The sequence below is a fragment of the Paenibacillus sp. OV219 genome (assembly GCF_900110075.1).
In the GTDB taxonomy this organism is placed as follows: Bacteria; Bacillota; Bacilli; order Paenibacillales; family Paenibacillaceae; genus Paenibacillus_Z.
On sequence record NZ_FOCJ01000002.1, the window covers coordinates 374,072 to 397,924 of the forward strand.

Annotated in this window: 33 protein-coding genes and 1 tRNA gene; 28 read left to right on the forward strand and 6 right to left on the reverse strand. The window is 45.6% G+C overall.

The features are described from left to right. Positions 1–204: 204 nt before the first annotated feature. From BMY11_RS07535 to BMY11_RS29690, 26 genes are all read left to right on the forward strand, one after another. Positions 205–855, forward strand: coding sequence for a sigma-70 RNA polymerase sigma factor region 4 domain-containing protein (locus BMY11_RS07535; RefSeq protein WP_090573861.1), 651 nt, complete (start codon positions 205–207; stop codon positions 853–855). A gap of 306 nt (positions 856–1,161) precedes the next feature. Next, positions 1,162–1,237, forward strand: a tRNA-Phe gene (locus tag BMY11_RS07540). 34 nt (positions 1,238–1,271) lie between these two features. Then, positions 1,272–1,730 (forward strand): P27 family phage terminase small subunit, encoded by a 459-nt coding sequence (locus BMY11_RS07545; protein WP_090573862.1) that lies wholly within the window; start codon positions 1,272–1,274, stop codon positions 1,728–1,730. A gap of 6 nt (positions 1,731–1,736) precedes the next feature. Next, on the forward strand, positions 1,737–3,422 hold the full coding sequence (locus tag BMY11_RS07550; protein ID WP_218150168.1) for a terminase large subunit: 1,686 nt from the start codon (positions 1,737–1,739) through the stop codon (positions 3,420–3,422). Positions 3,423–3,440: 18 nt separating this feature from the next. Then, positions 3,441–4,754, forward strand: a complete 1,314-nt coding sequence (locus BMY11_RS07555; protein WP_090573863.1) for a phage portal protein — start codon at positions 3,441–3,443, stop codon at positions 4,752–4,754. Continuing rightward, positions 4,744–5,352 (forward strand): HK97 family phage prohead protease, encoded by a 609-nt coding sequence (locus BMY11_RS07560; RefSeq protein ID WP_090573864.1) that lies wholly within the window; start codon positions 4,744–4,746, stop codon positions 5,350–5,352. The genes BMY11_RS07555 and BMY11_RS07560 overlap by 11 nt, the downstream gene beginning before the upstream one ends. Positions 5,353–5,356: 4 nt before the next feature. Further along, positions 5,357–6,505, forward strand: coding sequence for a phage major capsid protein (locus BMY11_RS07565; RefSeq protein WP_090573865.1), 1,149 nt, complete (start codon positions 5,357–5,359; stop codon positions 6,503–6,505). 52 nt (positions 6,506–6,557) lie between these two features. Then, positions 6,558–6,842 (forward strand): head-tail connector protein, encoded by a 285-nt coding sequence (locus BMY11_RS07570; RefSeq protein WP_090573866.1) that lies wholly within the window; start codon positions 6,558–6,560, stop codon positions 6,840–6,842. A gap of 10 nt (positions 6,843–6,852) precedes the next feature. Beyond that, a complete protein-coding gene (locus BMY11_RS07575; RefSeq protein WP_090573867.1) occupies positions 6,853–7,185 on the forward strand; it encodes a phage head closure protein in 333 nt (110 codons plus the stop codon). Then, on the forward strand, positions 7,185–7,676 hold the full coding sequence (locus BMY11_RS07580; protein WP_090573868.1) for an HK97 gp10 family phage protein: 492 nt from the start codon (positions 7,185–7,187) through the stop codon (positions 7,674–7,676). Before BMY11_RS07575 ends, BMY11_RS07580 begins: the two co-directional genes overlap by 1 nt. Further along, on the forward strand, positions 7,676–8,050 hold the full coding sequence (locus tag BMY11_RS07585) for a gp17 family tail completion protein (RefSeq protein WP_090573869.1): 375 nt from the start codon (positions 7,676–7,678) through the stop codon (positions 8,048–8,050). Before BMY11_RS07580 ends, BMY11_RS07585 begins: the two co-directional genes overlap by 1 nt. Positions 8,051–8,065: 15 nt before the next feature. Further along, a complete protein-coding gene (locus BMY11_RS07590) occupies positions 8,066–8,494 on the forward strand; it encodes a phage tail protein (protein ID WP_090573870.1) in 429 nt (142 codons plus the stop codon). 82 nt (positions 8,495–8,576) lie between these two features. Next, entirely contained in the window at positions 8,577–8,918 is a 342-nt protein-coding gene (locus BMY11_RS07595) for a hypothetical protein (RefSeq protein WP_090573871.1), read from the forward strand. Positions 8,919–8,998: 80 nt separating this feature from the next. Next, positions 8,999–9,253 carry a hypothetical protein gene (locus tag BMY11_RS07600; RefSeq protein ID WP_090573872.1) on the forward strand — a complete coding sequence of 85 codons (255 nt, stop codon included), beginning with the start codon at positions 8,999–9,001 and terminating at the stop codon, positions 9,251–9,253. A 3-nt stretch (positions 9,254–9,256) separates the two neighbouring features. Next, positions 9,257–11,968 (forward strand): phage tail tape measure protein, encoded by a 2,712-nt coding sequence (locus BMY11_RS07605; RefSeq protein ID WP_090573873.1) that lies wholly within the window; start codon positions 9,257–9,259, stop codon positions 11,966–11,968. An 11-nt stretch (positions 11,969–11,979) separates the two neighbouring features. Then, entirely contained in the window at positions 11,980–12,333 is a 354-nt protein-coding gene (locus tag BMY11_RS07610) for a DUF6711 family protein (RefSeq protein ID WP_256217352.1), read from the forward strand. A 797-nt stretch (positions 12,334–13,130) separates the two neighbouring features. Then, complete coding sequence (locus tag BMY11_RS28440) at positions 13,131–14,432, forward strand: hypothetical protein (RefSeq protein WP_143069230.1); 1,302 nt, start codon at positions 13,131–13,133, stop codon at positions 14,430–14,432. Then, positions 14,433–14,837, forward strand: a complete 405-nt coding sequence (locus BMY11_RS07620; RefSeq protein ID WP_090573875.1) for a hypothetical protein — start codon at positions 14,433–14,435, stop codon at positions 14,835–14,837. Further along, positions 14,838–15,284 (forward strand): hypothetical protein, encoded by a 447-nt coding sequence (locus tag BMY11_RS07625; protein WP_090573876.1) that lies wholly within the window; start codon positions 14,838–14,840, stop codon positions 15,282–15,284. 10 nt (positions 15,285–15,294) lie between these two features. Continuing rightward, the gene (locus BMY11_RS07630) at positions 15,295–16,986 is read left to right on the forward strand and encodes an autotransporter outer membrane beta-barrel domain-containing protein (protein ID WP_090573877.1); all 1,692 of its coding nucleotides are present in this window, start codon (positions 15,295–15,297) and stop codon (positions 16,984–16,986) included. Between the two features lie 15 nt (positions 16,987–17,001). Further along, positions 17,002–17,304, forward strand: coding sequence for a hypothetical protein (locus tag BMY11_RS07635; protein WP_090573878.1), 303 nt, complete (start codon positions 17,002–17,004; stop codon positions 17,302–17,304). A gap of 33 nt (positions 17,305–17,337) precedes the next feature. Next, the gene (locus tag BMY11_RS07640; protein ID WP_090573879.1) at positions 17,338–17,469 is read left to right on the forward strand and encodes an XkdX family protein; all 132 of its coding nucleotides are present in this window, start codon (positions 17,338–17,340) and stop codon (positions 17,467–17,469) included. Positions 17,470–17,592: 123 nt separating this feature from the next. Beyond that, a complete protein-coding gene (locus tag BMY11_RS07645) occupies positions 17,593–17,850 on the forward strand; it encodes a hypothetical protein (RefSeq protein ID WP_090573880.1) in 258 nt (85 codons plus the stop codon). Positions 17,851–18,036: 186 nt separating this feature from the next. Continuing rightward, the gene (locus tag BMY11_RS07655) at positions 18,037–18,324 is read left to right on the forward strand and encodes a hypothetical protein (protein WP_090573882.1); all 288 of its coding nucleotides are present in this window, start codon (positions 18,037–18,039) and stop codon (positions 18,322–18,324) included. Continuing rightward, positions 18,321–19,574 (forward strand): GDSL-type esterase/lipase family protein, encoded by a 1,254-nt coding sequence (locus BMY11_RS07660; RefSeq protein WP_090573883.1) that lies wholly within the window; start codon positions 18,321–18,323, stop codon positions 19,572–19,574. The genes BMY11_RS07655 and BMY11_RS07660 overlap by 4 nt, the downstream gene beginning before the upstream one ends. Positions 19,575–19,651: 77 nt before the next feature. After that, positions 19,652–19,933 carry an HNH endonuclease gene (locus tag BMY11_RS29690; RefSeq protein ID WP_090573884.1) on the forward strand — a complete coding sequence of 94 codons (282 nt, stop codon included), beginning with the start codon at positions 19,652–19,654 and terminating at the stop codon, positions 19,931–19,933. A 42-nt stretch (positions 19,934–19,975) separates the two neighbouring features. On the opposite strand, the gene BMY11_RS07670 is transcribed toward BMY11_RS29690, so the two are convergent. The 6 genes from BMY11_RS07670 to BMY11_RS07690 form a co-directional block, all read right to left on the reverse strand. After that, positions 19,976–20,599: a lysozyme gene (locus BMY11_RS07670; protein WP_090573885.1), complete on the reverse strand. Its 624-nt coding sequence runs from the start codon at positions 20,597–20,599 to the stop codon at positions 19,976–19,978. Further along, positions 20,580–20,813: a hypothetical protein gene (locus BMY11_RS07675; RefSeq protein WP_090573886.1), complete on the reverse strand. Its 234-nt coding sequence runs from the start codon at positions 20,811–20,813 to the stop codon at positions 20,580–20,582. Before BMY11_RS07675 ends, BMY11_RS07670 begins: the two co-directional genes overlap by 20 nt. After that, positions 20,806–21,024 carry a hypothetical protein gene (locus BMY11_RS07680; protein ID WP_090573887.1) on the reverse strand — a complete coding sequence of 73 codons (219 nt, stop codon included), beginning with the start codon at positions 21,022–21,024 and terminating at the stop codon, positions 20,806–20,808. Before BMY11_RS07680 ends, BMY11_RS07675 begins: the two co-directional genes overlap by 8 nt. A gap of 170 nt (positions 21,025–21,194) precedes the next feature. Beyond that, positions 21,195–21,392, reverse strand: coding sequence for a hypothetical protein (locus BMY11_RS07685; RefSeq protein ID WP_090573888.1), 198 nt, complete (start codon positions 21,390–21,392; stop codon positions 21,195–21,197). A 14-nt stretch (positions 21,393–21,406) separates the two neighbouring features. Beyond that, on the reverse strand, positions 21,407–21,559 hold the full coding sequence (locus tag BMY11_RS28785; RefSeq protein ID WP_177182548.1) for a hypothetical protein: 153 nt from the start codon (positions 21,557–21,559) through the stop codon (positions 21,407–21,409). Between the two features lie 129 nt (positions 21,560–21,688). Beyond that, positions 21,689–22,315, reverse strand: coding sequence for a sigma-70 RNA polymerase sigma factor region 4 domain-containing protein (locus BMY11_RS07690; RefSeq protein ID WP_090573889.1), 627 nt, complete (start codon positions 22,313–22,315; stop codon positions 21,689–21,691). 538 nt (positions 22,316–22,853) lie between these two features. Here BMY11_RS07690 and BMY11_RS07695 point away from each other — a divergent pair. Together BMY11_RS07695 and BMY11_RS28790 are read left to right on the forward strand one after the other, a co-directional pair. Next, complete coding sequence (locus BMY11_RS07695) at positions 22,854–23,468, forward strand: MBL fold metallo-hydrolase (protein ID WP_256217353.1); 615 nt, start codon at positions 22,854–22,856, stop codon at positions 23,466–23,468. Positions 23,469–23,667: 199 nt separating this feature from the next. Further along, positions 23,668–23,814 carry a hypothetical protein gene (locus BMY11_RS28790; RefSeq protein ID WP_177182549.1) on the forward strand — a complete coding sequence of 49 codons (147 nt, stop codon included), beginning with the start codon at positions 23,668–23,670 and terminating at the stop codon, positions 23,812–23,814. Positions 23,815–23,853: the final 39 nt, after the last annotated feature.

Sequence of the window (23,853 nt, forward strand, 5' to 3'; positions counted from 1 at the left end):
ATTCCTGTTTCTGTGTTCTCTATATATATTATATATTATAAAAAATAGTAATAGTAGTAATAAGGTAATAACCCAGTGATATCAAGGGTTTGGAGCATTACGTTTTATTTCCTCTGATTTGTAAAAGGTAAGGTTGTGAAAATCGTTACTGTTCTGTGATTACACGGGTGTACCACTACCTGAGTATGAGAGGAACTGATAACGATGCAGAACAAGTCCATTGCCAAAATCAACAACGAGGTTGCCGCAGCCAAGAAGCAGGCCCTGAGAGACCCGTACCAAAACGAGCGCACCATTGAAGGTATCGCTGATAGAGCAGCACCACGTAACAACTCTGGTAAGATCACGTTCCCCGCTGATGTAAGAGCCAAGGTGGTCCAAATCTTTGACAAGTTTCCGCACCAGTTGATGATTCTGGGATTGTACTATGATGGCGGGTTCACTGTTGAAGAGATTGCTGCTAGGAATGACCTTGAACACCCTAACGTGGTAAAGTCCCTTGGTCGTGCCAAGTCCCGGTTGAAGAAGTATTTGTCTCCCGAAGAGTACAATTCCATCCGTAGATTCATTGGTGATCATAAGCCACGTATTGATGCAACACAGGATCGACATGTGAATCCGTTCTATAACGACTTTGTTGAAGAGCAGCCTGTTAGCACTGGCCTGTTGTCCGAATGTGGGAGTAGCATCTTGTGGTTTGACGGTATATACATTGGTAGCATAACCTTCACAACGATCCCAACCCCTGTCCAGAGCTATTCCTTTGAACATCCTCCTGAGAAGCAGCTTTCCAAAGGTTCATTTTATTACGATGTGAAGTCTATCGAAACAGGAACAGCCGACTGTGTCCACTAGGATGAACAAGTTTGAAGAGTTCGCTTATAAATATCCCACTATCGCCACTGTAATAATATTCACCATTTTAACAGGTTTTTTGATAGTCCTTTCCTACGGGTGAGGACTTTTTTTTATTTATTTTTCAAAATACTTGACATTTTGGGCAAAAAGTGGATACAGGAACTGTACATATATGAGGAGGTCAAACCGCTATCTCGCCCATGACGGTATTGCTGACCTCGGGAGACCTCTTCAACACGTTCCCACTGACGAGCGACACGACATGAAATCGTGGATAAATCAGATAGGCGGGTGGGACAACACGGACTCTTAGCTGAGTTGGCTCTAGCGGTGGTTTGAAACGCCACAGACGGAGGTTCGAATCCTTCAGAGTCCACCAAAAATCTCATTCCAATAATAAGGTGGTGTAAACATTGGCTAGACCAAACATGGCTTTAAGTGTCACATCAAAGAACTTGACCAAAGCTGAAAAAGCAGAACGACAAGCACAGGAAACACGCTTGAAAGGTGCTTCCGATGATATTAGACCCTCTCATTATTTGAGTGAGAAACAGGTCGAATTGTTCAATGATCTAGTCTCTGAACTGGAAGCGTCAGGCATCCTCACTAACGTAGATTCTGAAAACCTATCACAGTATGTGTTCGCTCTGGATCAGCTGCAGACGCTCAATGACATGATTAACAGGAACCCGCAGAACATGTTTGACAAGCAAATGTTGGCTGCTCGCAGTCAATTGGTCAAAGAGTGTGCTAAACATTCCACTGATTTCAACCTTACGCCCCAGGCACGGGCCAAGATGGGATCTAACACTATTAAAGCGCAACAAAAGAAGGAAGACCCTCTGTTGAACGCGCTGAAGATCGTGAAGTGATGAAAATTGAGCATTCTGCTTGATAATGCACGGAGATACGCAGAAAACGTCATTTCTGGCGTTGAAATCACTACAAACGAGGTCAAAACGCAGTGTGAATGGTTCTTGAATGACTATGATACACGGCAGCACGACGATGATTTTCGCTTCTATTTTGACATCGACAAGATTGACCAAATCGAGTCCATCCTCGAAGTAATCACATTTGCCACTGGTTTTTCAGCTGGACAATCCCTCATTGAGGGACTTGCTGATTTCCAGTGTTTTTTTCTTGTCAACGTGTTTGGATGGCGTTTCAAAGATAACGATCAACGGATGCGTTACAGAGATAACACGCTATGGATTCCGAGGAAGAACGGGAAGACGTTTCTTTGCGCTGTGGTAATTCTACTGCTCCTTCTGACTGAACAAAATTTCAGCGAAGTGTATTCCATATCCAAGGATCGCGAACTCGCCGGAGAAACGAAAAAGGCTTTGACGCAGCTCATCACAGAGTCTGAAGTATTGTCCAAGCATTTCACAACACCTGCCACTTTGCACGGGAAGATGAAGTCGCTGATCACAAACTCGACGTACCAGGCACGTACCGCTGACGCGAATTCGAACAATGGATTACGTCCCCAAGCAATAATTTGTGACGAAATGGGCGCGATGACTTCATACGACAATTACGCTGCAATGGTGTCAGGTCAACTTAGCGTTTTGAATCCGCTGAGATTTCGTATCACAACAGCTTACAGTGTTGATGGCTCGATCTTCTTAGAAGAGATTGCCTACCTTCGAAAAGTCTATTCCGGCTCAATCGTGGATGAAAGATGTTTTGCGCTGCTCTACTATGCTGACGAAGAGAACCTTTGGACAGACCATGGTCTCGAAATGAGCAACCCGTTAAGGATCGCCCAGAACATCGAGGAGATTCGTGACAGTCGTGCCAAAGCTTTGGAGCTTCCTTCCCTCAGAGAAGAGTTCCTGACCAAGCATGTCAATCACTTCATGGCATCACAGTCTGGTGAAGCTTTTGTCGATGTCAACGTTCTTCGCAAAGGCAAGATTGATTCGTTTGACTTTTCGGGTCGAAACGTTTGGCTAGGGGTGGATCTCGCACTTACAACAGATAATTGCGCGGTGGCTATAGCGACTGAAGAGGATATGAAGATTTACGCTGACGTTTACGCCTTTGTTCCAACTGATCGGATAGCAGAAAAGAACAGAGTCGAGAAGGTCAATTATCACGATTTTATAAGAGAGGGAAAGGTGTTCTCCTGTGGTACAGAGACTGTGGATTACGGTTTCATTGAGGATATGGTTTTGGATATCGAGAGTAAGTTTGGCTGCACAGTTGTGGGCATTAGCTATGACCGTTACAACTGCCTTAGCTCTGCACAGCGGTGGGAACGTGCCGGATACATTGCTGTCGAGACGAAACAGCATTCCAGTGTACTCCATGCCCCAACCAAGCTCTTGCAAGAAAAGATAGCTAACGGCGAGTTCTTCTATGTAGCTAATTCGCTACTGGAAATCAACTTCCAGAATGCCCGTGTTATCTATGACAACAACTTGAACATGTATGTAAACAAGAAGCGAAGTGCCGGAAAAATAGACGAAGTTGCCGCCCTAGTGAATTCGATATACCTCTTGCAACAGGACGTTGTCTTCAACGCCGAAAGTGGTTGGGGAGCAGCCGTACTTTAGGAGGGAGGTGAAACAAAAATGGCAAAATGGTTCGGCAAGAAAGAGCCACAGGTTGAGGTTCGGCAGACGCTTGAAGATATCCTCTTAGCAGCTGGTGTCGGCACGAATACGATCACAGCATCACAAGCAATGACTATTCCTGCTTTCAGTTCCTCGGTACATCTGATATCCAACACGGTAGCATCACTGCCCATCAAGTTATACAAGACGGAAGGTGACCGCATTGAAGAGATTTATGATGATCCGCGAGTTGCCCTTCTCAACAAAGAGACAGGTGATACACTGGACGGTTTCCAGCTTAAGAAAGGTATGGTCACTGATTTCCTAACTTACGGCGGTGGTTATGCTTTCATCAACAAATCTCGGAACAAGGTTAAGTCCATCCACTATGTAAGCCGTGGCTCGGTGTCGGTAGTGTCTTCCCCAGATCCTGTGTTCAAGCGCAACGACATCCTGGTCAACGGTGTTTCCTATCGTGACTATGAGTTCATCAAGCTTTTGAGAAACACGGCAAACGGTGGCACTGGGTTTGGTGTCCTAGCTGAGAACAACAAGATGCTATCCCTTGCATACAACACGATCCTGTTCGAGGAAATGTTGTACAAGACAGGTGGTAACAAGAAGGGCTTCCTTCTAAGTAAGACACGCCTATCACCCAATGCTATGACCGAATTGAAGAACGCTTGGAACAATCTTCACAAGAACAACAGCGAGAATGTAATTGTTTTGAATGACGGTCTTGAGTTCAAGGAGAGCAATAACAGCGCGGTCGAAATGCAGGTCAATCAAAACAAGATCAGTAATAACCAGGACATTTTCAACATGTTCGGTATACCTATTGAACTGTTCAACGGTAAGGCTACTGGCGGCAATGAGGAGATGTACGCATCCTTTGTCAAGCTTGCTATCCTGCCTTTGCTCGAAGCATTTGAAGCAGCCATAAACGCTACGATGCTCCTGACCAATGAGAAGGACAAGCTTGTATTCCGATTCGATGTGACTCCTATCCTGACAGCAGATATTGAAAAGCGTTACAAAGCTTATGAGATCGCAATCAAGAACGGGCTATTACAGATTGATGAGATTCGGAAGATTGAGAAGTATGAACCTCTCGGACTTGATTTTGTCAAACTGTCCCTTGCAGATGCGCTCTACAATCCGAAGACGAAGGATCTGTTCGTGTTGAACACTAACTCGGCAGTCAAACTGGGCGAAGGTGGCATAGAGCAGGTCAACGATCCTAACGCATCAGGTAAACCTTCTGCCAAAGGTGAGAATCCCAAGGCAGACTCCACTTCCAACCCGAAGGAGGTGAAGAAAAATGAAAGTTGAGATCCGCAATAACAGCGTGACACTTGATGGTTATGTCAATGTTCATACCAGAGATTCGCGTCAGTTGCCATCCCCGAGAGGTAAGTTTGTTGAACAGATTATGCCCAAAGCGTTTGCTGATTCCCTGCAACGCCGTTCTGAGGTTGACCTGCTATTCAATCACAGACCTGATCGCAAGTTGGGCAGCACTGGTGATAACCTTCAATTGTTCGAGGACACAATTGGTCTCCGGGCTATTTGTACTGTCACGGATGATCAAGTTGTTGCCAAAGCTAAGGCTGGCGAACTAAGAGGTTGGTCGTTTGGATTTATCGCTACCGAGCAACGTTGGGCTGAAGCAGACAACGGATTGCAAAGGCGGTTCGTAGACAGCTTGGATTTGATAGAGGTGTCTATTTTGGACTGCACTCCGGCCTATGTCGCTACCACCATTGAAGCCCGTGGGTTAGTGACGGAACAACGATTCGAAGAGATTGCGCTTGAAGTAACTGTCGTTGAGGACCAGGAAGAACGTGCTGTAGAAGTCGAGGTTCCTGTCCCAGATTACACGGTTGTAGAAACACAAATCATGATCGACAAACTCAAAGGAGGACACTAAGTCCATGAAAGCATTAATTGAAAAACGCAATGACCTCATCGAAGAGATGGAAGGTCTAGTTGCCGTTGCACAAAAGGAATCTCGCAGCCTAGCAACTGAGGAAGTAGCCCGTGTCACAGAAGTTCGTACAGAGATCGCAAACATCGACGCAACACTTAAATTGGAGGAGGAAACACGCGCAATGACAAAGCCAGTTGTAGTAGAACCAACAGAAGTTGAGCTTCGTGCCCAAGCACTTGAAAAGGAAGAAAGAGCGTTTGTAGCTTACATCCGTGGTGATCAATCAGCTGAGACTCGCGCGGCACTGTCCGTAGGTGGTCAAGGCGTTGTAATTCCGAAAGCTATTGCAGCAAAAATTGTAGACAAGGTAGTCAACCTATCGCCAATCCTTGGTGAAGTTGAAATGTATAACTTCAAGGGTGATCTCGTAATCCCAACTTACGACTACACTCAGCACATCCCTGCTGGCTACTACACGGAGATGGCTGTAATCACTGGTTCGAACGCTGACTTTGGTTCTGTGACACTGACTAACAACATCGTTGTTGCATTGTCCCTGATTTCCAAGTCGCTGATCAATCGTGCTGACGTAGACGTTGTTCCATTCATCGTCAACGCTATCGGCAAGGCACTGGCCCACTTCCTTGAGCGTGAATTGGTTGCTACTGGCACAGGTGCCGGCAAACTGAACGGTCTTGCTACTATCGCAGCTGGTCAAATTACAGGTGGTGCTACTACTCTGGTAATCACTCCACAAGAGTTGATCAACCTTCAACTGAAAGTTCCCCAATCGATGCAGGGTGGAGCAAAATGGCTGATGCATCCGACAACTTATGGTTACCTCGCGGGTCTGACTGCCGGTGCAGGTAACAACACGCTGCTGCTTGGTAACAACCTTGCAGAAGGTACTGGTTTCAGCTTGCTTGGCAAACCAGTATTGCTTTCCGACAACATGCCTGTCATTGCTGTCAATGCTCTGGAAATCTTCTATGGTGACTTCTCTGGTGTATCCATGAAGATCGTTAAGGACGTTGAGATCCAAGTTCTGAATGAGCGTTATGCCGACACTTACAGCGTTGGTGTCCTTGCTTCTCTTGAAGCTGATGCAAAGATTACTGAACCACAGAAATTTGTCGCTTACAAGGGCAAATAGTTTGACGTAGGGGGTTTGACCGCCCCCTTTGTTTTGCTTAAGGAGGTAGTCCATGAAGATCAGTGAAGTCACTATTTCCGATCTGAAAGGTTACGCCAACTGCTACCACGATATGGATGACAACCTCTGGACTGCTATCCTAATGGGTGCAAAACAGTTCGTTGTCAACTATACGGGACTCGTACTGGCTGACCTAGATGATCACGAAGATTTGACCATTGCTTTGTACGTTCTCGCAAATGAGATGTATGACAATCGCATGGTTCATGTCGAATCGAACAAGATCGGATTCGTGATCGAGCAACTATTGAACGCGCATTCGACCAACTTGTTGTAGGAGGTGACATATGACAAAGTTCCTGCAAAATGCCGGATCGTACCGTCACCCTGTCACGTTCCAAAAACAGTCCATCACAACTAACGACTACGGTGAACAGATCCCACAATGGGACGATGTCGTCACAGTCAAGGCAGGTATCTATCCTGTCAGCGGTAAGGACTACATTTCTGCTGTAGAAGTCAACTCTGAGATCACCACAAAAGTCAATCTTAGATATGTGCCAGGACTTTCTGCTGACATGCGGATCATGTTCGGAACAAGGATTTTCACGATCATTGCTATCATCAATTTCCAAGAGATGAACAAAGAGCTGCAAGTCATGTGTAAGGAGTTTTTGTAATGGCAGGTGTGAACTTTACGGTACTTGGTGTTGAAGAGTGTGCGGCCTTCTTCAAAGAGCTTGGAAAAGTTCCTCAGAAGACGGTCAAGAAAGCAGCCCGAGCCGGAGCAGTTATGGTGCGAAAGAAGATTCTGTCTTCTGGTCATCTTCCTGTCAAGGATGGTCATCTTCGTGACTCGATTATTGTCATGGAGAGGAAGAACGGCAAGAAACGGAACCGATCTGGTAAAGCCGAGTTTGATGTGGCTAATAACCCAGATTTGAATTTCGTGTTCCAGAAGAAAATCAAAGAGGTCGGCAAGTACGGTGGTACAAGTCAAACTGGCTACTATCCTGCATCTATGGAGTACGGTTTCAAAAGTGCCAAAGGATTCGTTCCTGGTCATCATTATATGAGAGACACAGCCGAAGCCGAAGAATCAGCCGTACAGAACAAGATGCTCGAAGTCATCAGCAAAGATATTGACGCATTGCAGAGGGGAATGAAGTAATGGCTAATTTTGAAAAAGCACTGACACAGGAACTCAAAAAGGTTCTGCCCAAAGTGTTCCCACTCATTGCTCCAGAAGGTACGCCTGTCCCCTACATTGTGTACAAGTCATCTTACGGTGATAGAGATCGCGTTTTGGAAGGGTATGGGCAACAACGGGAGATTGACGTTACGGTTCACGTTGTGGGTGGTAGTTATTCCGACATGAAGAATTACACCAACACCATGATTGATAGCTTGCTTCTATTGGAACAGTCAACGATGGGCACGGACCTGATCCCAGTACAGCACGTTCATTATGAGCAGCCGGAAGAGCATGTCGATCCCATCACCAAAGAGAACCATTGTTTCACAGAATTCAAAATCAGAATATAACGGAGGTAACAAACCATGCCAGTAGTATCAGCAGTAACACCATCGCAAGGCGTGACATTGAAGAAAGCGGCAGGTGCAGCTATTGCATTCCTAACATCCATTGATGGATTGTCTTTGAAAGCCGGGACGATCGATACAACTGGACTCGATACAGCAGGTGGCTATAAAACGTTCATCCAAGGTTTCCGCGAAGTAGATGACCTGTCAATCAGCGGATCGTACTCTTCCTTCGACCATGACATTTTCATCACAGATTTCAACTCGGGCACATCGGCTCAGTACACGGTCCAATTCCCAGCAGCAGGTGGAGCTGCAACTGGTTCCAAGTGGGTCTTCACTGGAATCGTAACAAGCTTCAAGCATAAAGCCGCAGTAGATAATGTGGTGTCCTTCGACGTATCAATCAAGGTCGTAGGTGCTCCAACGTTTACAGCAGCTGTCTAGTTTTGAAGGGGCGTAACAACCCCTTCTATTTTTTTCCTTCTATTAAGTAATCACAAACCCCAATCCAAAAGGAGCATTTCCAATGACTAACAACAACGATGTAGTACTGATAAATTTTGACCGTCCCCGTGAACTACGTTTCGGTCACAAAGCACTCAAGATGTACCAAGCCCTGACAGGTACGTCTATTGAAGACATGGGCAAGGGTGGTTTCAACTTCGAAGAGATTGAACGTCTTGTTTACGCGGGTCTTCTTTCTGATGCCCGTGCGAATAAAGAAACGATCACTATCGAACAGGTAGAAGATTGGCTCGATGATAACGACATCCAGGACACTATCTCCAAGGTATCTGAAGCATTGTCGAAAGCATTTGGTAGTGCTGACCCAAACGGTCAAGCGGTGGGACGGAAGAAGGCGAGATAACCGAACCTCCTGACTGGGACTGGAACGATTCCTTCAAACTGTCTCGCTATCTCAAAGTATCGTTGGCTGAGTATAACGAAATGACCCCTTTTGAATTGAGTGTATGTGCCGAACTTAATCGAGAAACAGCGAAGGACAAAGAAGAGAGCGATCTGTTCTTGGCATATATCAACGCCTACTGGCAACGGGTCGAAACTCTCAAACCATTCAATGAATTGATGGGCAAAGAGAGTACACCAAAACAAATGACGGCAGAGGAAATGCTCATGAATGTCATGGGCTATCATTCGTCAGTTGGTGGTGTGACTGACCCAATTCTTGAAGAAAGGGGATAAATCATGGCTATAGCAAAAAAGATATCGGTTGTAGCTAGTGCCGATTTCAGTCAGTTAAACACTGCCGCAGAAAAAGCCACCCACACGATGTCGAAAATGTCAACCAGCATGAAGCACTCTATCGGTGAAATACACGGTGCGGGCAAAGGGCTTGGCGGCATCTCGGCAATGTTAGGTGGTATCGGTGGTAAGCTTGCAGCCCTTGCTGGGGCGTATGTAGGCTTCGGTTTCCTCAAGGACGCAACAAACGATGCCATCCAATTTGAAGCAAGGATGGGTACGCTGACTGCACGATTGGGAGCATCGGCAGAAGGTTTCAACAAATGGGCTGATACTACTGGTCGCGCAATGGGCTACTCGAAAGCACAGATTGCAGAGTATGGTAACACGTATTCCAACATGTTGTTCGACTCTGCCAAAGACCAAGAAGACTTGTCCAAGAAAACCACAAAGCTATTGGAAGTCTCGGCTATCTTGCGTTCAAAGCTCGGCATGGATCAGCAAGAGGTTTCAAATCGGATTCGTAGTGCGATGAACATGGAAGCCGATGGAGCAGATGAGTTGGGGATTAATGTCCGCGCAACTGCCGTTGAACATTCCAAAGCGTTCAAGGAATTGGCTGGTGGGGTCAAGCATTTCTCGGCTCTCACAACTGGAATGCAAAAAGCAATCATGTATCAATACATTCTCGATGAAGTAACCAAGAGATACGGTAACACCTTGGCATCCAACTTGGCAACTAAGACGGCTGTCTTTTCAGCATCGTTGGCAGATCTCAAGCTTCACCTGGGACAAGCTTTCATGCCGATCTGGTCTGCTATACTTCCTGCCTTGTCCAGTTTGGTAGGGTGGCTAGATGAAGTAATTCAGAAGTTTGCAGTATTTACAAGGGTGCTATTTGGCTATGACGCAGGTGACACATCCGGCACAGACGCTCAAACAAATGCCTATAACAATCAAGCTGATGCTCTTGGTGGTTTGGCAGACGCGAAGAAGAAGGCTAACTCTGTTGCTTCATTTGACCAAGTCCATGAATTGGGTACTGCTGACGGTGACAGTGCTGGAAAAGGTGCTGATCCTACTTCTGGTAAGAAACCTCCTAATCCTGCTAACACCAAAGGGTTGTCAAAGGATTTGGAAGAGTTCGGGAAAAAGGTCAAGGAAGTCTTCAAAAAGATCATGGAAGACAAGAACGTCAAGGACTTCTTAGATCGGATCGATCAATTGGCAGAGTCGACAAAGAAGTTGAAAGAATCATTCAACAATCTCATGGACTCACCTGGGATGAAAAAGCTACTCGAAGTCCTGAAGGACAGAGCTGTTAAAAACTTCTGGTCAACGATGGATGGTGGATCAGATATCATCGACGGCTTCACACTGGCTTTGGCAGGTTGTTTGGATGTCCTCAATGGTCTGATGAACCTTGATTGGGACACGATCAAAGAAGGTCTTGGAAAAATTCTGGATGGTAACATCCTTGCAGGTAAAGGTCTTGCTGAGTTCTTTGGCATCGATCTGGAAGAGGTTAAGCAATTCTGGAAAGATGTTTTCTGGATCAACCCTGACTCGATCTTTGGCGCGGACTTCAGACAAGATGTTAAAACTGCATGGAACAAAGTTACCAGTGCTGAATTCTGGGCTGACCTTGGAACGGCTGTCTGGGGCGCGATTAAAGCCGTAGCTGATAACTTTGGTATCCACTTTGATACTATCTTCACGAGCTTCAAGCTTGCGTGGAACTTGATCACATCTGCTGAAGTCTGGGCAGATCTCGGGAAAGCCATGTGGGATGCGATCAAAAACATCAAGGATAACATGGCTGAGAAGTTCAAGCCTATCGGAGATGCAATTGGCACAGCGTGGGCAATAGTCACGGATGGTGAGTTCTGGGCTAACCTTTGGACATCTATCACTGATGTGTTTGACAAAGCTGTCAAGAATATGGCTGAAACGTTTAAGCCAATAGGTACAGCAATCGCAACTGCTTGGAAGCTTGTCACATCTGCTGAGTTCTGGCTCGATATCTGGTTAGCAATCAAAGCTATCTTTACCAGAGCAGTAGAGAACATGCCAGTGGCGTTTGCAGTTATTGGAACAGCTATTAAAACAGCATGGGGCTTGGTCACATCGGGTGAGTTCTGGGGAGACATGTGGACTACGATCAAGGATAAGATCACTGAGGTCAAGAACGGCATTGCTGATACCTTCAAACCAATTGGTACGGCTATTGAATCGGCTTGGAACTTGATCACATCAGGCTCGTTCTGGTCATCGCTCGGTAAGACGATCAAGGGTGAGATCAACGGTGTTATCAAGATGATAAACAAGTTCTTCGATGACATGGCCGCGCTCAAGATCACGCTTCCGAGTGTTGATATACCTGGCATTGGTAAAGTCGGTGGTGGTTCGTTTGGTTTCCCACAGATCCCACACATTCCAGAGATAGCTTTGGCAAAGGGTGGTATCACAACTGGTCCGACACATGCCTTGATTGGTGAAGCCGGAACAGAGGTTGTTGCACCACTGGACCGACTCACTGGATTGGTTGCTACAGCGGTTGTTCAAGCAATGCAATTCTCGCAGCCGAAACAGAACAACAACACCAAACAAGGTGACATCATCTTGAACATCGATGGTCGCCAGTTTGCCCGTATCGTTGCTCCGTACATCGAGAACGCAAGCGGAAACAAAACAGTAATGTTAAACAGAATTTAGGAGGTAGGAACATGGCTACTTTGTATTCAATCAATGGGGTTGCACAACCTACCCCTTCTTCTTTCGATGTGGGAATCATGATGATCTCAAAGGCTGAGAGAAATGCAGCAGGCTATATGATCATCGAGAAGATTGCTACAAAGAGGAAGTTAACTATCAATTATGCTTACCTGACACCAACTCAATTGTCATTACTTCTACAGAAACTGGACGTTACGAGCTTCTCTGTGACATATCTTGATCCACAGACAGGTGGTAACAGGACAGCAAGCTTCTATGCAGGAGATCGCACGGTTGGCATGGTCAGTTACATCGGTGGCACTCCAATATACAAGGATTGCAAATTTGACTTGATAGAGAGGTGACGTAATTGTACAACGCAAGTCAGAAATACAAGGATGGCATTTACGGCGAATCTCGGGCAAACAAAGGTCGAGTCACTTTTGATGTCTCTGATATAACGGCTTCCAGTGATGTGGCAAGCATATCTACCAGTGGAGAGTTTGCACTGAGTAACAAGGCTCAACTGACCAACAAGGTGCGCGGTATGACAAACAATCTTGCAACGTTGGAACAGGATCGTTTCAAACTGGACGGTTCTTTTTCATTCGCGGACGATACATTGTCCAACAATGGTGAAGTCGGTTGGGCTAGTGACATGATCTGTAATCCTCTGGGAGAATTTCTCCAGACGAACCTTATACCTGACCCAATGTTCAAGACAGGGGTAGCAGGTTGGTTTAAGCCCGGCTTTGACCAACTGTCTTGGAACGGGTCTGTGTTTAACCCAATCAGCGGGCAGAACGGGGTAATGTATCTCTACGATGGGGCAGGACAACCTCTCACCACAGGGTATGCCTATAGGAACGTACCGAATAGACCCACAGCAGCCCACTCGGTCAAGGCTGTCGTAAAGCTGCTGAAAGGCGACATCAACAGTATAAATTGCGGCGGTACTATGTATTACACCGATCTCTCCTACACGGATTTGACTTGGACTAATTCAGCCACGACAAGGGTAGCTAGACCAGACTTGGGCGCTAATGTGTACGAGTTGACAGCCACCTTGACACCAAGCGGAGGTAGGACTGTATCAAATATTGACTGTAGAATCTCCCATCAAGACACGCTTGAAACTGAGTTGTACTTGTATGCTATTCAATTGGAACAAAGCCCAACGCCATCTACAACCATAGTAGACGGAACTGCTAGACCACAAGTCACAGTCGCATTCAACGCTGACCACTCTTCGGTAGGCTTGACCGTAACGTTCGATCCGGTGGGCAACGAATGGGCAACAGACTTCACCATCACGGCGTATGACAGCAGTGACAATGTGATCGTATCTTATCCGTACACTGGCAACAGTCTTGCCCAGGTAACGGCAGAAGGTCAGTTAACAAACTACCGTAAAGTGACAGTCACAATCACCAAATGGAGTGTCCCAAACAGGCGAGCACGGGTATCTGAGATTGACTTCGGGATTGTCAAGGTCTACACGGGCGAACTTGGTCTGATCAGTATGCAGCTCACGGAAGAGATGGATCTAACAACTGGGGAATTACCTTCACCAGAATTCCAATTCACTGTAGACAATAGTAGCCGTGAGTTTAACATCTTGAATCCCGTTGGCTTCTACAAGTCATTGCAACAGAAGCAACAGGTCATTGCTGAGATCGGTCTTGAGCTGGACGATGGTTCGATTGAATGGGTTCCAGTGGGCAACTACTTCCTATGGGAATGGCAATCAGATGAGGGTTCACTGACAAGTACCTTCTATGCTCGGACAGGACTTGACCTAATGTCGAACGTGCCGTATGAGCAGCTGACTGAAAATCCCAGTTCATTGCGACAACTTGCAATCTACGTCTTCGGTCTATGTGGAATCACGAACTACAGCGTTGATCCGGCATTGGACAGCATCTTGACAAACTCTATGGCACAGAAGGTTAACTGCAAAGACGTTCTGCAAATGATTGCACTAGCAGGATGCGCTAATGTCTATGTCACAAGGGACAATGTCATCACGGTCAAAGCTGTTCCTGCACCTACCTCATCTGTTGACACAATCTCTCTGAACGAACAATACGCCGAACCTCGAATCGTATTGGACAAGGTTGTGAAACAGGTTGACGTAAAGTATTGGACAGACCTCAGTACAGGCGTTGTTACAAGCTCGGCCGCAGTCGGTGTGACACTGGGTGATACATTGACATTGGAAGGTAACACGCTGATCAACACAACTGACAGAGCTGCTATCGTTGGTCAATGGATACTGGCTCAGAAGAACAACCGTGCAATTTACAACATCAACTGGCGCGGTAATCAAGCCCATGAAGTTGGAGATGTTGTCACAATCGGTACAAGTTATGGCACAGGGTTGAATGCTTATGTGACACGGACTGAATTGAAATATGAAGGTTACGTTCAAAGTACGACAGAAGCGAGAGGGGTGGCGAATTAAATGGCAACGTACAAGACGGATTGGTCAAGTGATGACTATATCAACTTCGGGGATTGGAACAGGATCGAGCAGAATATGCTTGACCTGGCAACGTACTTGCAAAGTATTCAATACGCTGTCCCGACTCCTACTGTTGTGACCAACCGAACGGTATCCAGTGTCGATTACTTGTCAAGCATCAACAGGATTGAAACCAACTTGGAAGCAATCCACTTTGCATTCAACATGACTCCTCCAGAATACTTGGACACCAAGGTATGGACAGCAGGTCAAGGGTTTACCTACGCGGACGTAAATAGGTTGGAGAGTAACACACAAATCATCAAGACGTATGGAGATCTGGTGGCAAAGAGCTTCAGATGGAGTGGTGCTTTCACATGCGGACAAGAGGGGGGTCTATATTAGATGGCATATGTGAAAACAGCGTGGCAAGACAGGGTAGTCCAGTTTCCAAACCGGTATGACAAGAGTGGTGAAACGTCTGGTCAGGTTACGCTTGTTCCCAATACGGGGACAGTAACTCAGGCAGGTACGCCGCTGAATGCCGGAAACATGGCTAAGATCGAGAACGCTCTGGGTGATCTACTGGGCGTTGACAATACCAGTGTTAGAAAGCAAGGATCGGTTTCTTTGGACACGGATACCAGAACCGTTGTGATTACGAGGAACGCGTTGTACAAAGTGTCCCTGATCGAGGAAAAGAACGGTTCAACGGTGATCAAGTCCACGACAATCAATTACACAAACGGTATCATTTCTTCAGTCGTAGAAGTCGCAGGTGGAACTACCGTGACAACAACGCTTAACAGAACGAACGGAAAAATAACAAGCGTAACCAAAACAGTGGTATAGGAGGTCAAACATGAGTGACGTATTATCAGCAGTTCTCGCAGCCGAGTTCAGCGGAAATCCAATCAACGTTGAAAAGTATTACCCGTATGACACAGCTATGCCACCCGTGCCAGGATACACGGTTCGCTTAAACAACAACGGGACAGTGAGTAAGAACGTACCCTTAGTATCGGCACAAAAAATGCAGGATGCTTTGTTCAGCTCGGCTCTGACAGCAGCAAACAAACCGAATGTCATTGCAACTGTAAAAATATCCGGCGGCAATTATTTGTATATTGCGAGTGACGGTTCTTCCTCCACTGGTGGTTATTTTGCAGGAGTAATGACACCAACAGGAGTGCTCGGAACTAAAACTGCGTTGACAGGTTTTACATCAGATGGAACTACTAGCTATAAGAACCTAGCAAGACAATCGAAGGAAAAACAACTCATAGCTCTGGATTCAACAAGATACTTGTTAACTACCGTTAACGGAGCGGCTAGTGCTATTCAAGGTGTTGTGATCACTGTCTCGGGCATGACGGTATCAGTCGGTACGGTAACAACATTAATTACGACTGCTTCTTCCGTATTTGACATCTGTGAACTAGTTGCAGGATCTAAGTACCTATTAGGTTATACATTAACAGCCGGAGGAACAGCAAGGTGCATAGCCTTCAGTATTTCTGGAAGCACAATAACAGTGGGGACAGAACTTGTTTTGAACGCCTTGAGTGGAAACATCAATATAGGTTGCTGTAACTTAACTACTGACAAAGCTTTGATAACATACTCTGAAACCGCAACACCGAAGACCTTTTCTATTGTTGTAACTGCATCCACGCTCACACTGGGTAAAGGAACGGCTCTGGACATGACAGCGTCTATACCCTATGTCAGTGGTTATTATCACAACCTTATCAAAGTAGGCACAGACAAGGCTATGATTATCACAAAGAATTCGGGTGCCACAGGATCGGCAGCTATATTGACAGCGGCTTCTTCCACTCTTTCCTTGTCAGGTTTGGTCACAGGCATACCAACATCTTCTTGGGGTTCCAACCTTTCGCCGTATTACCTTACCATATCTTCTGGGGCAACGAACAACTACCTCATGTATTCTCCTGCGGCGGCGGTATCCGTTCAAGCATATGTGCTGTCAGTGGTGGTAGCTACTGGTGTGATCACGTTTGGAGCAGCCACAACCACCTTAGCATCATCGACTATGACAGATTGTGACATTACCATATCATCCACTGGAACAATATATATTAACAAGGGGGATACTGGACTTATATCGTCATGCACGATCTCAGGGTTGACGCTCTCGGCTGTATCTTCACCTCAGATGAATAAGTATACGTCATTCTTGCTCGGCACCTACACAGCTTTTGACGGTGGTGGTGGTACTTGCATTCTAGTGGATGAAACGAACAATCAAGTACTTTTGTTCATAAATGCAACAGGTAGTAGTAAGTATGTAACACAATACGCCATTGTTGATTTTTCGAGGATGGGTGAGTATGCGAGCGGTGTACTGATTGGCTTATTGCAGAATAACGGTAACATTTTGTTGAAGGGCATTTGCGACTCGTTCACTGGATTGAATGTAGGTACTAATTACTCTTATTCAACAGTGAGTGGTGCTGTTCTCAACTCTGGGGCTACACTCGGATTTGCGCTATCGTCAACAGAACTGATAGTGAAAGACTACTTATTCTAAGAGGAGGTAATTGATTTGAAAAAGATTCTAGTTTCAAAAGGTGACAACGCTGTGCTTTACATTAGCAACATTGCTGAAATGGTGGAGAACGGTATCAACGTAGGTGGAATGATTTTTGGTGCAGTAGAGAGTATCGATGTGTTCGACGTTGACCAATCTCTGATTCCTGAAAACTGTATTGGAAAGTACAGCTACAATCCTACAGATGGTTTCACGGTCAATCTGAACTGGCAACCAAGTGCCACAGAAGCTGTCACGGATCTACAAAACCAACAGGCACAAATCATTCTGGCACTGGTCATGAACGACCTGATGTAGAGAGAGTCTGGGAGAAAGGAAGGAGGGGATATCATGGATTGGTTCAAGATTGTAAAGTCGGCTTACGATGCCGGAAGCTACACGAAAGAAAACGTGCGAGTGTTCGTGGTCAAGGGCAAGATCACTGCGGCCCAGTACGAAGAGATCACTGGAGAAGCTTATTAAAAGAATTGACCAAGGAGTCCCCATAACGGGGGCTTCTTTTAATTGATCGGGGCAACCACTTACCCGTGAGAAAGAAATTAAATCGATTGTAGGGCGAGAATGATTCTCAAAGGAGGTAGCGGTGTGGAAGTCTATCTTGGAGTAGTTGGGTCAGTTGTGACAGGCGTGGTCACATATCTGATAGCACGGGGCAAGCAACACAATAGTAGGGACATGTTCTATGAAAACAAAATCACCTCGCTCATGGAAAGCCAGGAGAAGAAGATCACAATGCTTCAAGAAGAGGTAGCACGATTAACCACCATTAACCTTCAATTGCTCGAGAAGGTCATTCACTTAGAAGGGGAGTTGGCAAGATATGATTCAAAAATTACTGGTTAGGCTGCGGAACAAAGGTGTACTGGTATCGTTGTTTTCTGGCGTCATCCTTATATTAACCAACACTGGCACAATTGATGTAGGTTTGGCTCATCAATGGGACGTAACGTTTAACATCATCCTCAGTATGCTTGTCGGGCTTGGTGTAATTGGTGACCCAGAAAGTCATGTCACGAGGGGAGAATAGAGATGACACGATTAGATCCAATTAAACGGGGGGACACGTTCTCTCTTGTCGCAACATTTGACACGACTGTGCAAGCAGCTGAACTACGGTCAGAGGTACGGGACGGTGCAGGATCGCTGTTGGACACATGTACCATTACACCAATGACAGATGGAGTATTTCAATTCATGGTCAACGACACTTCTGGATGGAGAGGAACGGTATACATGGATATTCGCAGAACTTATGGTGGCATCACTGAAACATCTGACACAATAGAGATTCCGATTGTGAGGGCGATTACACTATGATGAATGTATCGTTAAATCAAAGTGGAGTCAAGATATTCCCCAACGTTAACATTGCCGGTCAGAAGGGTGAGAAAGGTGACCCAGGTGACACTGGTCCAATAGGTTTAACTGGTCCAAAGGGTGATACTGGAGCTGCTGGTAGTTCTGAAACATTGGTCGTTTATCGTTGCATGAACCTTGACGGATTGAGTGACGGCGTGGAAACAAGTGCTACTTATTTCAAACAGTTCACAGTGGCTGAAGATTGCGTGGGCATCAAGTTCGTGTACGCCAACCACCAGACCACTACAGCAGGAGATGTGGCAAACCCTGACCCAATCACAATCAAGGCAAGCGTCGATCTTGGTGGGGGAGTTCTGATCCCAATTAGGTTCAACGGACTGAAGACTGTTACCATCGATGGTGGCGGTTTCGTGACAAGCGATGAGATTGGAATCACTCTTACCAAAGCAGCTACATTCTTCACACGAACTTATGTGTCTGTAGCGGCGAGTAGGAAGTGGGTAAAAGGTACTTCTAACTGGATCAACGGTGAGGGCAAACATGTTGGAGCAGATGTTACAGAAGGTGGTGCTCTTACCATTGTGTCAGACAACGGTGGGTATTACAAACCTGTTGCCATCATCGGCAGGATCAGTGTGAAAAGTCAGCCCATGAAGAGTGCATTACTAGTGGGGGACAGCATCATGTGGGGGACAGGTGACAGTACAACTTCTCGAGACTACATGGGATACACACAGACAGCCCTGTACAGTAAGCGGAAGCTTATGGTCATAGCTCGTCCGAGTGAATTGGTTCAAGGTTTCGATGTGGTAACAAATCGCATGTTCCGTATACAAAGATTGAAGCATTGTGACTTTGTCGTGTCCAATTACGGAATCAACGACATCAGAGCAAACCGAACACTGGCTCAGGTTAAAGCAGACCTGTTGACCATGTGGAACATGTTTGACAAGCTTGGACTTCCTGTGTTCCATAACACCATCACGCCAGCAACGACTTCCACAGATGCTTGGGCAACAACGGGAAACCAAACTCCAGAAGCTACCAATGCTGTGAGGGTGCAGGTAAACGATTGGATACGGACACTTCCAGCACCTTTGAGTGGCTATTTCGAGGTTGCTGATTTGGCAGAAACGGCAAGGAACAGCGGAATCTGGAGAGCAGGATATACGTCTGATGGTTTACATCCTAATGCAACAGGGCATACAGCTTTGGTGACTGGCATAGACGTTACGAAATTACCATGATGAGATCGTGCAAGTATTGTGGTCGGTATCATGACACATCATTCGTATGTCCAAGGAAACCTTCACGGGTCAAGGAGATGACTGACGCAGCTCGTTTTCGGGGACGTAGCGTGTGGAGGAACAAATCAATCGAGATCCGTACAAGGGACAAGGGATTGTGCCAACATTGTAAGCCAATGGGCAAATACGCCTTTAATATTGAGGTGCATCACATTGTCAAACTGGAAGACGATATGCGTCTGGGATTGGTCAACACTAATCTGATATCGCTCTGCAAGGCTTGTCACGTAATGGCTGACAGTGGGCAAATCGAGGTCAAGGTGTTGCAAGATATTGCGGCCCAACAGGAAAAAGGATAAACAAGAAGACCCCAATCCATAATAGGAAAGGGGTCTTTTTTGTTACTGCTTTGGTCTGCCTGATTCTTCGCGGACACGATCTGCAACGGCGTGGATCACACCTTGATCAATCTTGTTCTTTGTCTGACCCCACTGGAAACTGAGTGCTTTGAGGATTACGTCAACCTCTTTGTCAGTTAACTTCATATCATCGTCACCTCCTATAACAGGGGTTGTGACCACAGGTGTCAGAAAGACTGCCCGTTCTTTGTTCCTGCGATTCAACAATCCCTGGAGCATTACGCCACCAGCACCGTGACACCACTTTGGAAATTCATCAGCAGCAGCCATAAAGCTTCCTAAGTTGACGAACAGTAACAAGGATGATCTCTGCAATCCACCAACCCCAACGTTATATGCAAATGATACGAGAGCGTCAAACTGGTTCTGATTTATCGGCACATGGACAAGAGCATTAACACCTGCGACATAGGACTGCATGTCATTGTAGAACATATCGTCCGCTTGCTTCTGTGTGATCTTCTGTCCTTGCTTTACATCTGGTCCATAATGTCCATATCCGATTGTCCAATACTTTTCAGCCGCAACGGGCTTGTAAGCAGTTAACCTACAGCCCTCGAAGTTTTGGATAAACCGCAATCCAGCTTTACTGATCTGGTTCGGCATCTTGAACTCCTTTCACCAGTGTGGAAACAGAGGACTTGAATTGGGCAATATAATAGTCAATAGTGGCTTTTGCTTCTTCCTCTGATGTTAAACTGCTGTCGATGATGTTGCCGACAATACGTGCGTCCTCTTCCGAGTAATAGTCATTTGTGTTATATCCTAACATTGCAAGTGCAGATCCATATGCACCAAATTCGGCAAGTACTTTATTCATCTTTGGTTAGCTCCTTTACAATTTCTATTAGTTCTTCTTCCATTTCCTCAACATCTTGCGGGGCCAGATACTCACCCAGTAGTTCGTCCATCTTCTCGAACTGTTCAATGGTCAAACCGGCTTCATCGACATCAATGTCCGCATCCATCAGGTGAAGCGCGTAGGCAAGGAACATGAACCGTCGAAGATTCATTCTCAAGTCTTGCTTCATTTTGTTACCGATCCTTTGAATCGATTAATCAACACTCCGATAACGCCACTAGCGAACCAACAGATGTAATAACCTTGATGATCCAAACCAACCGTGTTGTGCAAGAACGTGTCTAATCCAATCAGGGCAAGCAACCACCCTATGAATACTCCCATTACTGCTGATACCATTTACTCTTCCTCCTTTGGAATGATGTGGGCATCTTCTACGATTTTGACTTTCAATTCCCTGTCTTCGAGTGATACGCAAATTATCATTCCAGTTTCTTCGTCAAAAGCAGCTACCTCATAACCTTCTTTGATAGCCTCTTTTAAATCTTTGTTCTGTTCGATATACCGATGCCAATTTTCAAGAAGTCTCTCAAGCATTGTTGCACTCCTCCTTATAGTTTGTTTTCATCGATTGGTGTCATCTCTGTCCAATCTTCTGGTGCGTATCTGATCAATCCACTTTCCAACTTCTCGCGGAAATAATGGTCTTCAATGTAAGTAAAATCAAATTGACTGTTCCACTCCTTGTCCGTTTGTGTCATCACCTCGCTCTGCTCCTTTCCCGTGAGTGTCTTACACCCGTGTAATCACAGAGCGAGTGGATGAATCACAATAGTCAAATAGTATCAATGACAAAACCTATCAATTATGCTTTAAAAGACTTAGTGCAAAGTTTATAGCCCAAAGGACATAGCAAGTCCTTTAACCGTCTTCAAGGTATTCTTTGGTGTGTTGACGCTGCAGCCGACTATGTCACAGATCTCGTTGTTCCCGTACCCAGCAGTATGTAGTTCAAGGATCTGACGTTGCTTGTCTGTAAGCGTTCCCAAGAATGTCTTCAGTTCGTTGCCCAGTTCCATCTGGTTGATCCTGGTGTCATTGTCGTGGAGGTTCGTTTCCCATTCATAAGCATCACTGTTCAACGTGTCCCCGGTTGGTTCCTTCTCCGCACCTTTCAACATGCTGAACACGATTGTTTTATTGTGGGGCATCAGGTCACGTTTGATGTGGTTAACTGTTCGTTGCTTGATCAACCGGCGAATGAAGATAACGGTGTGGAAAGAGGAGGGCTTCTTCATAATCGTTTCCCAGATCTGAGCGATGAGTGTTCCCTCGAGGTCGGCCATCTTACCTTGGCCGTATTTGGCACGGGCTGTTGCAGCTGATCGTTTACATTCTCTCATGATTGCGTCAACCAGTTCATCATTGTTCAAGACTTTTGCATCATTGTTTGTAGTATGTACACCAGTGTTCAAAACCTTTTCACCATTGTTGTTACCGTAGTTAATAGTGTTCATCATTGTCTTTTGCCCCTAGCAATTTGTATTTCAGCTCTATTAGGCTAATTGCAAAGCCTGTCGAACTGAGAGACAAAGTATACCATGCAAAAGACTTTGCTGAATACAGGAATTATTTACCAGTGTTCGTATTTTATCAAAAGACTGCATTTTGATAATACCGCATAATCACTAGGGTGATATCTTACATAGTGCCAAAGTATGGGAAAAGTGTTCTCATACCAAAGATATTGCAACAGGTCAATATCTAATATTAGGACGTATGTCGCATTATCGGATAGCACATTACCTTTTGTCGAAACAGGTTAGGAAATGGAGGGTCAGAAAAGCCAGTAATACCAAGGGTTCTTACCAAATTACCTAACTTACTACTTTTTTAATTAATATATTTATATAGAGTACTGTAAAAGGGGAATGGCTCTATGGTTAAAGCTTTGCTATTTGCTTGAGGTAATTAGGAAAGGTAATGAAACAGTGGCCCACTCTAACTGTGATCGATCCACTTTGTCTGTGATTACACGGGCAGGGGAGGTGAAATCATTTGGAGTATAAAATCATATCGACCGGCAGCAAGGGTAACTGTGTGATCATTGAGAATGTCATGATCGACTGCGGTGTCCCGTTCAAGACTATCAAGGAGCATCTGTATGGTGTGTCCACGTTGCTGCTCACGCACATACACAGCGACCATATCAAAGAGGCCACACTGAAAAACATTGTCATCATGTTTCCGCACATCAAAATCTATGGCAACTATGAAGTGTGCCAGGTGTACAGCGAGTATCCGATCACATGTATTAATGAGGGCATACCGTTTGAAGATGACGGAATCACTTTCACACCGTTCAAAGCAATCCATGATGTCGTGACTTACGGCTATGTCTGGGTCTGGGATGGTGAACGGATCATCTATGTGACCGACACGGCTGATCTACGTAACGCTCCTGTCCAGACTTACGACCACTTCTTTATAGAGAGCAACCATTCTGAAAAGAAGATCGAGACCATGAAGTTTGACACACGATATGGATACAACGTCTATGCCGGTGCTAAGCGTCACCTGTCCACGGAAAAAGCCAAGTTGTTTTATTTCATGAATAGGGCATCGGCTGCCAGCACCTTTGTTGAGCTGCACCAATCGTCAAGATTCTATTAAAGGAAGAGATGATTAAGAAAATGAAAGTCAAGATAATCCAATCAAGTTACAGAGAATCTTGGTACTCCAGACACATAGGAGAAGAGTTTGAAGTCGAGCCAAGAAAGAACATGCACGGTACGATTGACTATGTACTATTACCTTTTAGACCTCATGGAGATTTCTACATTGATGCAGACGATTGCGAGGAGGTGACAGCATGTTCGGGATATTGAAAGATTTGGTCAACGATACGTTGAAGTCTGTCAAGGTTGTCGATGACGCTGTGACCGATGTGTACAAGGACGTAAAGAAAGAATATGGCTTGGATCACGAAAGCTTACGGAACTTGATTAAAGGTAAATAAAACTTTCACCTTCCTGTTGTGAAGAATCCACTCCGTTTG

Excerpts from the sequence above, each read along its gene's own strand:
- BMY11_RS07535 (WP_090573861.1), top strand. The coding sequence starts at position 205 with ATGCAGAACAAGTCCATTGCCAAAATCAACAACGAGGTTGCCGCAGCC.
- BMY11_RS07555 (WP_090573863.1), top strand. The coding sequence starts at position 3,441 with ATGGCAAAATGGTTCGGCAAGAAAGAGCCACAGGTTGAGGTTCGGCAG.
- BMY11_RS07560 (WP_090573864.1), top strand. The coding sequence starts at position 4,744 with ATGAAAGTTGAGATCCGCAATAACAGCGTGACACTTGATGGTTATGTC.
- BMY11_RS07565 (WP_090573865.1), top strand. The coding sequence starts at position 5,357 with ATGAAAGCATTAATTGAAAAACGCAATGACCTCATCGAAGAGATGGAA.
- BMY11_RS07570 (WP_090573866.1), top strand. The coding sequence starts at position 6,558 with ATGAAGATCAGTGAAGTCACTATTTCCGATCTGAAAGGTTACGCCAAC.
- BMY11_RS07575 (WP_090573867.1), top strand. The coding sequence starts at position 6,853 with ATGACAAAGTTCCTGCAAAATGCCGGATCGTACCGTCACCCTGTCACG.
- BMY11_RS07580 (WP_090573868.1), top strand. The coding sequence starts at position 7,185 with ATGGCAGGTGTGAACTTTACGGTACTTGGTGTTGAAGAGTGTGCGGCC.
- BMY11_RS07585 (WP_090573869.1), top strand. The coding sequence starts at position 7,676 with ATGGCTAATTTTGAAAAAGCACTGACACAGGAACTCAAAAAGGTTCTG.
- BMY11_RS07590 (WP_090573870.1), top strand. The coding sequence starts at position 8,066 with ATGCCAGTAGTATCAGCAGTAACACCATCGCAAGGCGTGACATTGAAG.
- BMY11_RS07595 (WP_090573871.1), top strand. The coding sequence starts at position 8,577 with ATGACTAACAACAACGATGTAGTACTGATAAATTTTGACCGTCCCCGT.
- BMY11_RS07600 (WP_090573872.1), top strand. The coding sequence starts at position 8,999 with ATGACCCCTTTTGAATTGAGTGTATGTGCCGAACTTAATCGAGAAACA.
- BMY11_RS07605 (WP_090573873.1), top strand. The coding sequence starts at position 9,257 with ATGGCTATAGCAAAAAAGATATCGGTTGTAGCTAGTGCCGATTTCAGT.
- BMY11_RS07610 (WP_256217352.1), top strand. The coding sequence starts at position 11,980 with ATGGCTACTTTGTATTCAATCAATGGGGTTGCACAACCTACCCCTTCT.
- BMY11_RS07620 (WP_090573875.1), top strand. The coding sequence starts at position 14,433 with ATGGCAACGTACAAGACGGATTGGTCAAGTGATGACTATATCAACTTC.
- BMY11_RS07625 (WP_090573876.1), top strand. The coding sequence starts at position 14,838 with ATGGCATATGTGAAAACAGCGTGGCAAGACAGGGTAGTCCAGTTTCCA.
- BMY11_RS07630 (WP_090573877.1), top strand. The coding sequence starts at position 15,295 with ATGAGTGACGTATTATCAGCAGTTCTCGCAGCCGAGTTCAGCGGAAAT.
- BMY11_RS07640 (WP_090573879.1), top strand. The coding sequence starts at position 17,338 with ATGGATTGGTTCAAGATTGTAAAGTCGGCTTACGATGCCGGAAGCTAC.
- BMY11_RS07655 (WP_090573882.1), top strand. The coding sequence starts at position 18,037 with ATGACACGATTAGATCCAATTAAACGGGGGGACACGTTCTCTCTTGTC.
- BMY11_RS07660 (WP_090573883.1), top strand. The coding sequence starts at position 18,321 with ATGATGAATGTATCGTTAAATCAAAGTGGAGTCAAGATATTCCCCAAC.
- BMY11_RS29690 (WP_090573884.1), top strand. The coding sequence starts at position 19,652 with ATGACTGACGCAGCTCGTTTTCGGGGACGTAGCGTGTGGAGGAACAAA.
- BMY11_RS07670 (WP_090573885.1), bottom strand. The coding sequence starts at position 20,599 with ATGCCGAACCAGATCAGTAAAGCTGGATTGCGGTTTATCCAAAACTTC.
- BMY11_RS07675 (WP_090573886.1), bottom strand. The coding sequence starts at position 20,813 with ATGAATAAAGTACTTGCCGAATTTGGTGCATATGGATCTGCACTTGCA.
- BMY11_RS07680 (WP_090573887.1), bottom strand. The coding sequence starts at position 21,024 with ATGAAGCAAGACTTGAGAATGAATCTTCGACGGTTCATGTTCCTTGCC.
- BMY11_RS07685 (WP_090573888.1), bottom strand. The coding sequence starts at position 21,392 with ATGCTTGAGAGACTTCTTGAAAATTGGCATCGGTATATCGAACAGAAC.
- BMY11_RS07690 (WP_090573889.1), bottom strand. The coding sequence starts at position 22,315 with ATGATGAACACTATTAACTACGGTAACAACAATGGTGAAAAGGTTTTG.
- BMY11_RS28790 (WP_177182549.1), top strand. The coding sequence starts at position 23,668 with ATGTTCGGGATATTGAAAGATTTGGTCAACGATACGTTGAAGTCTGTC.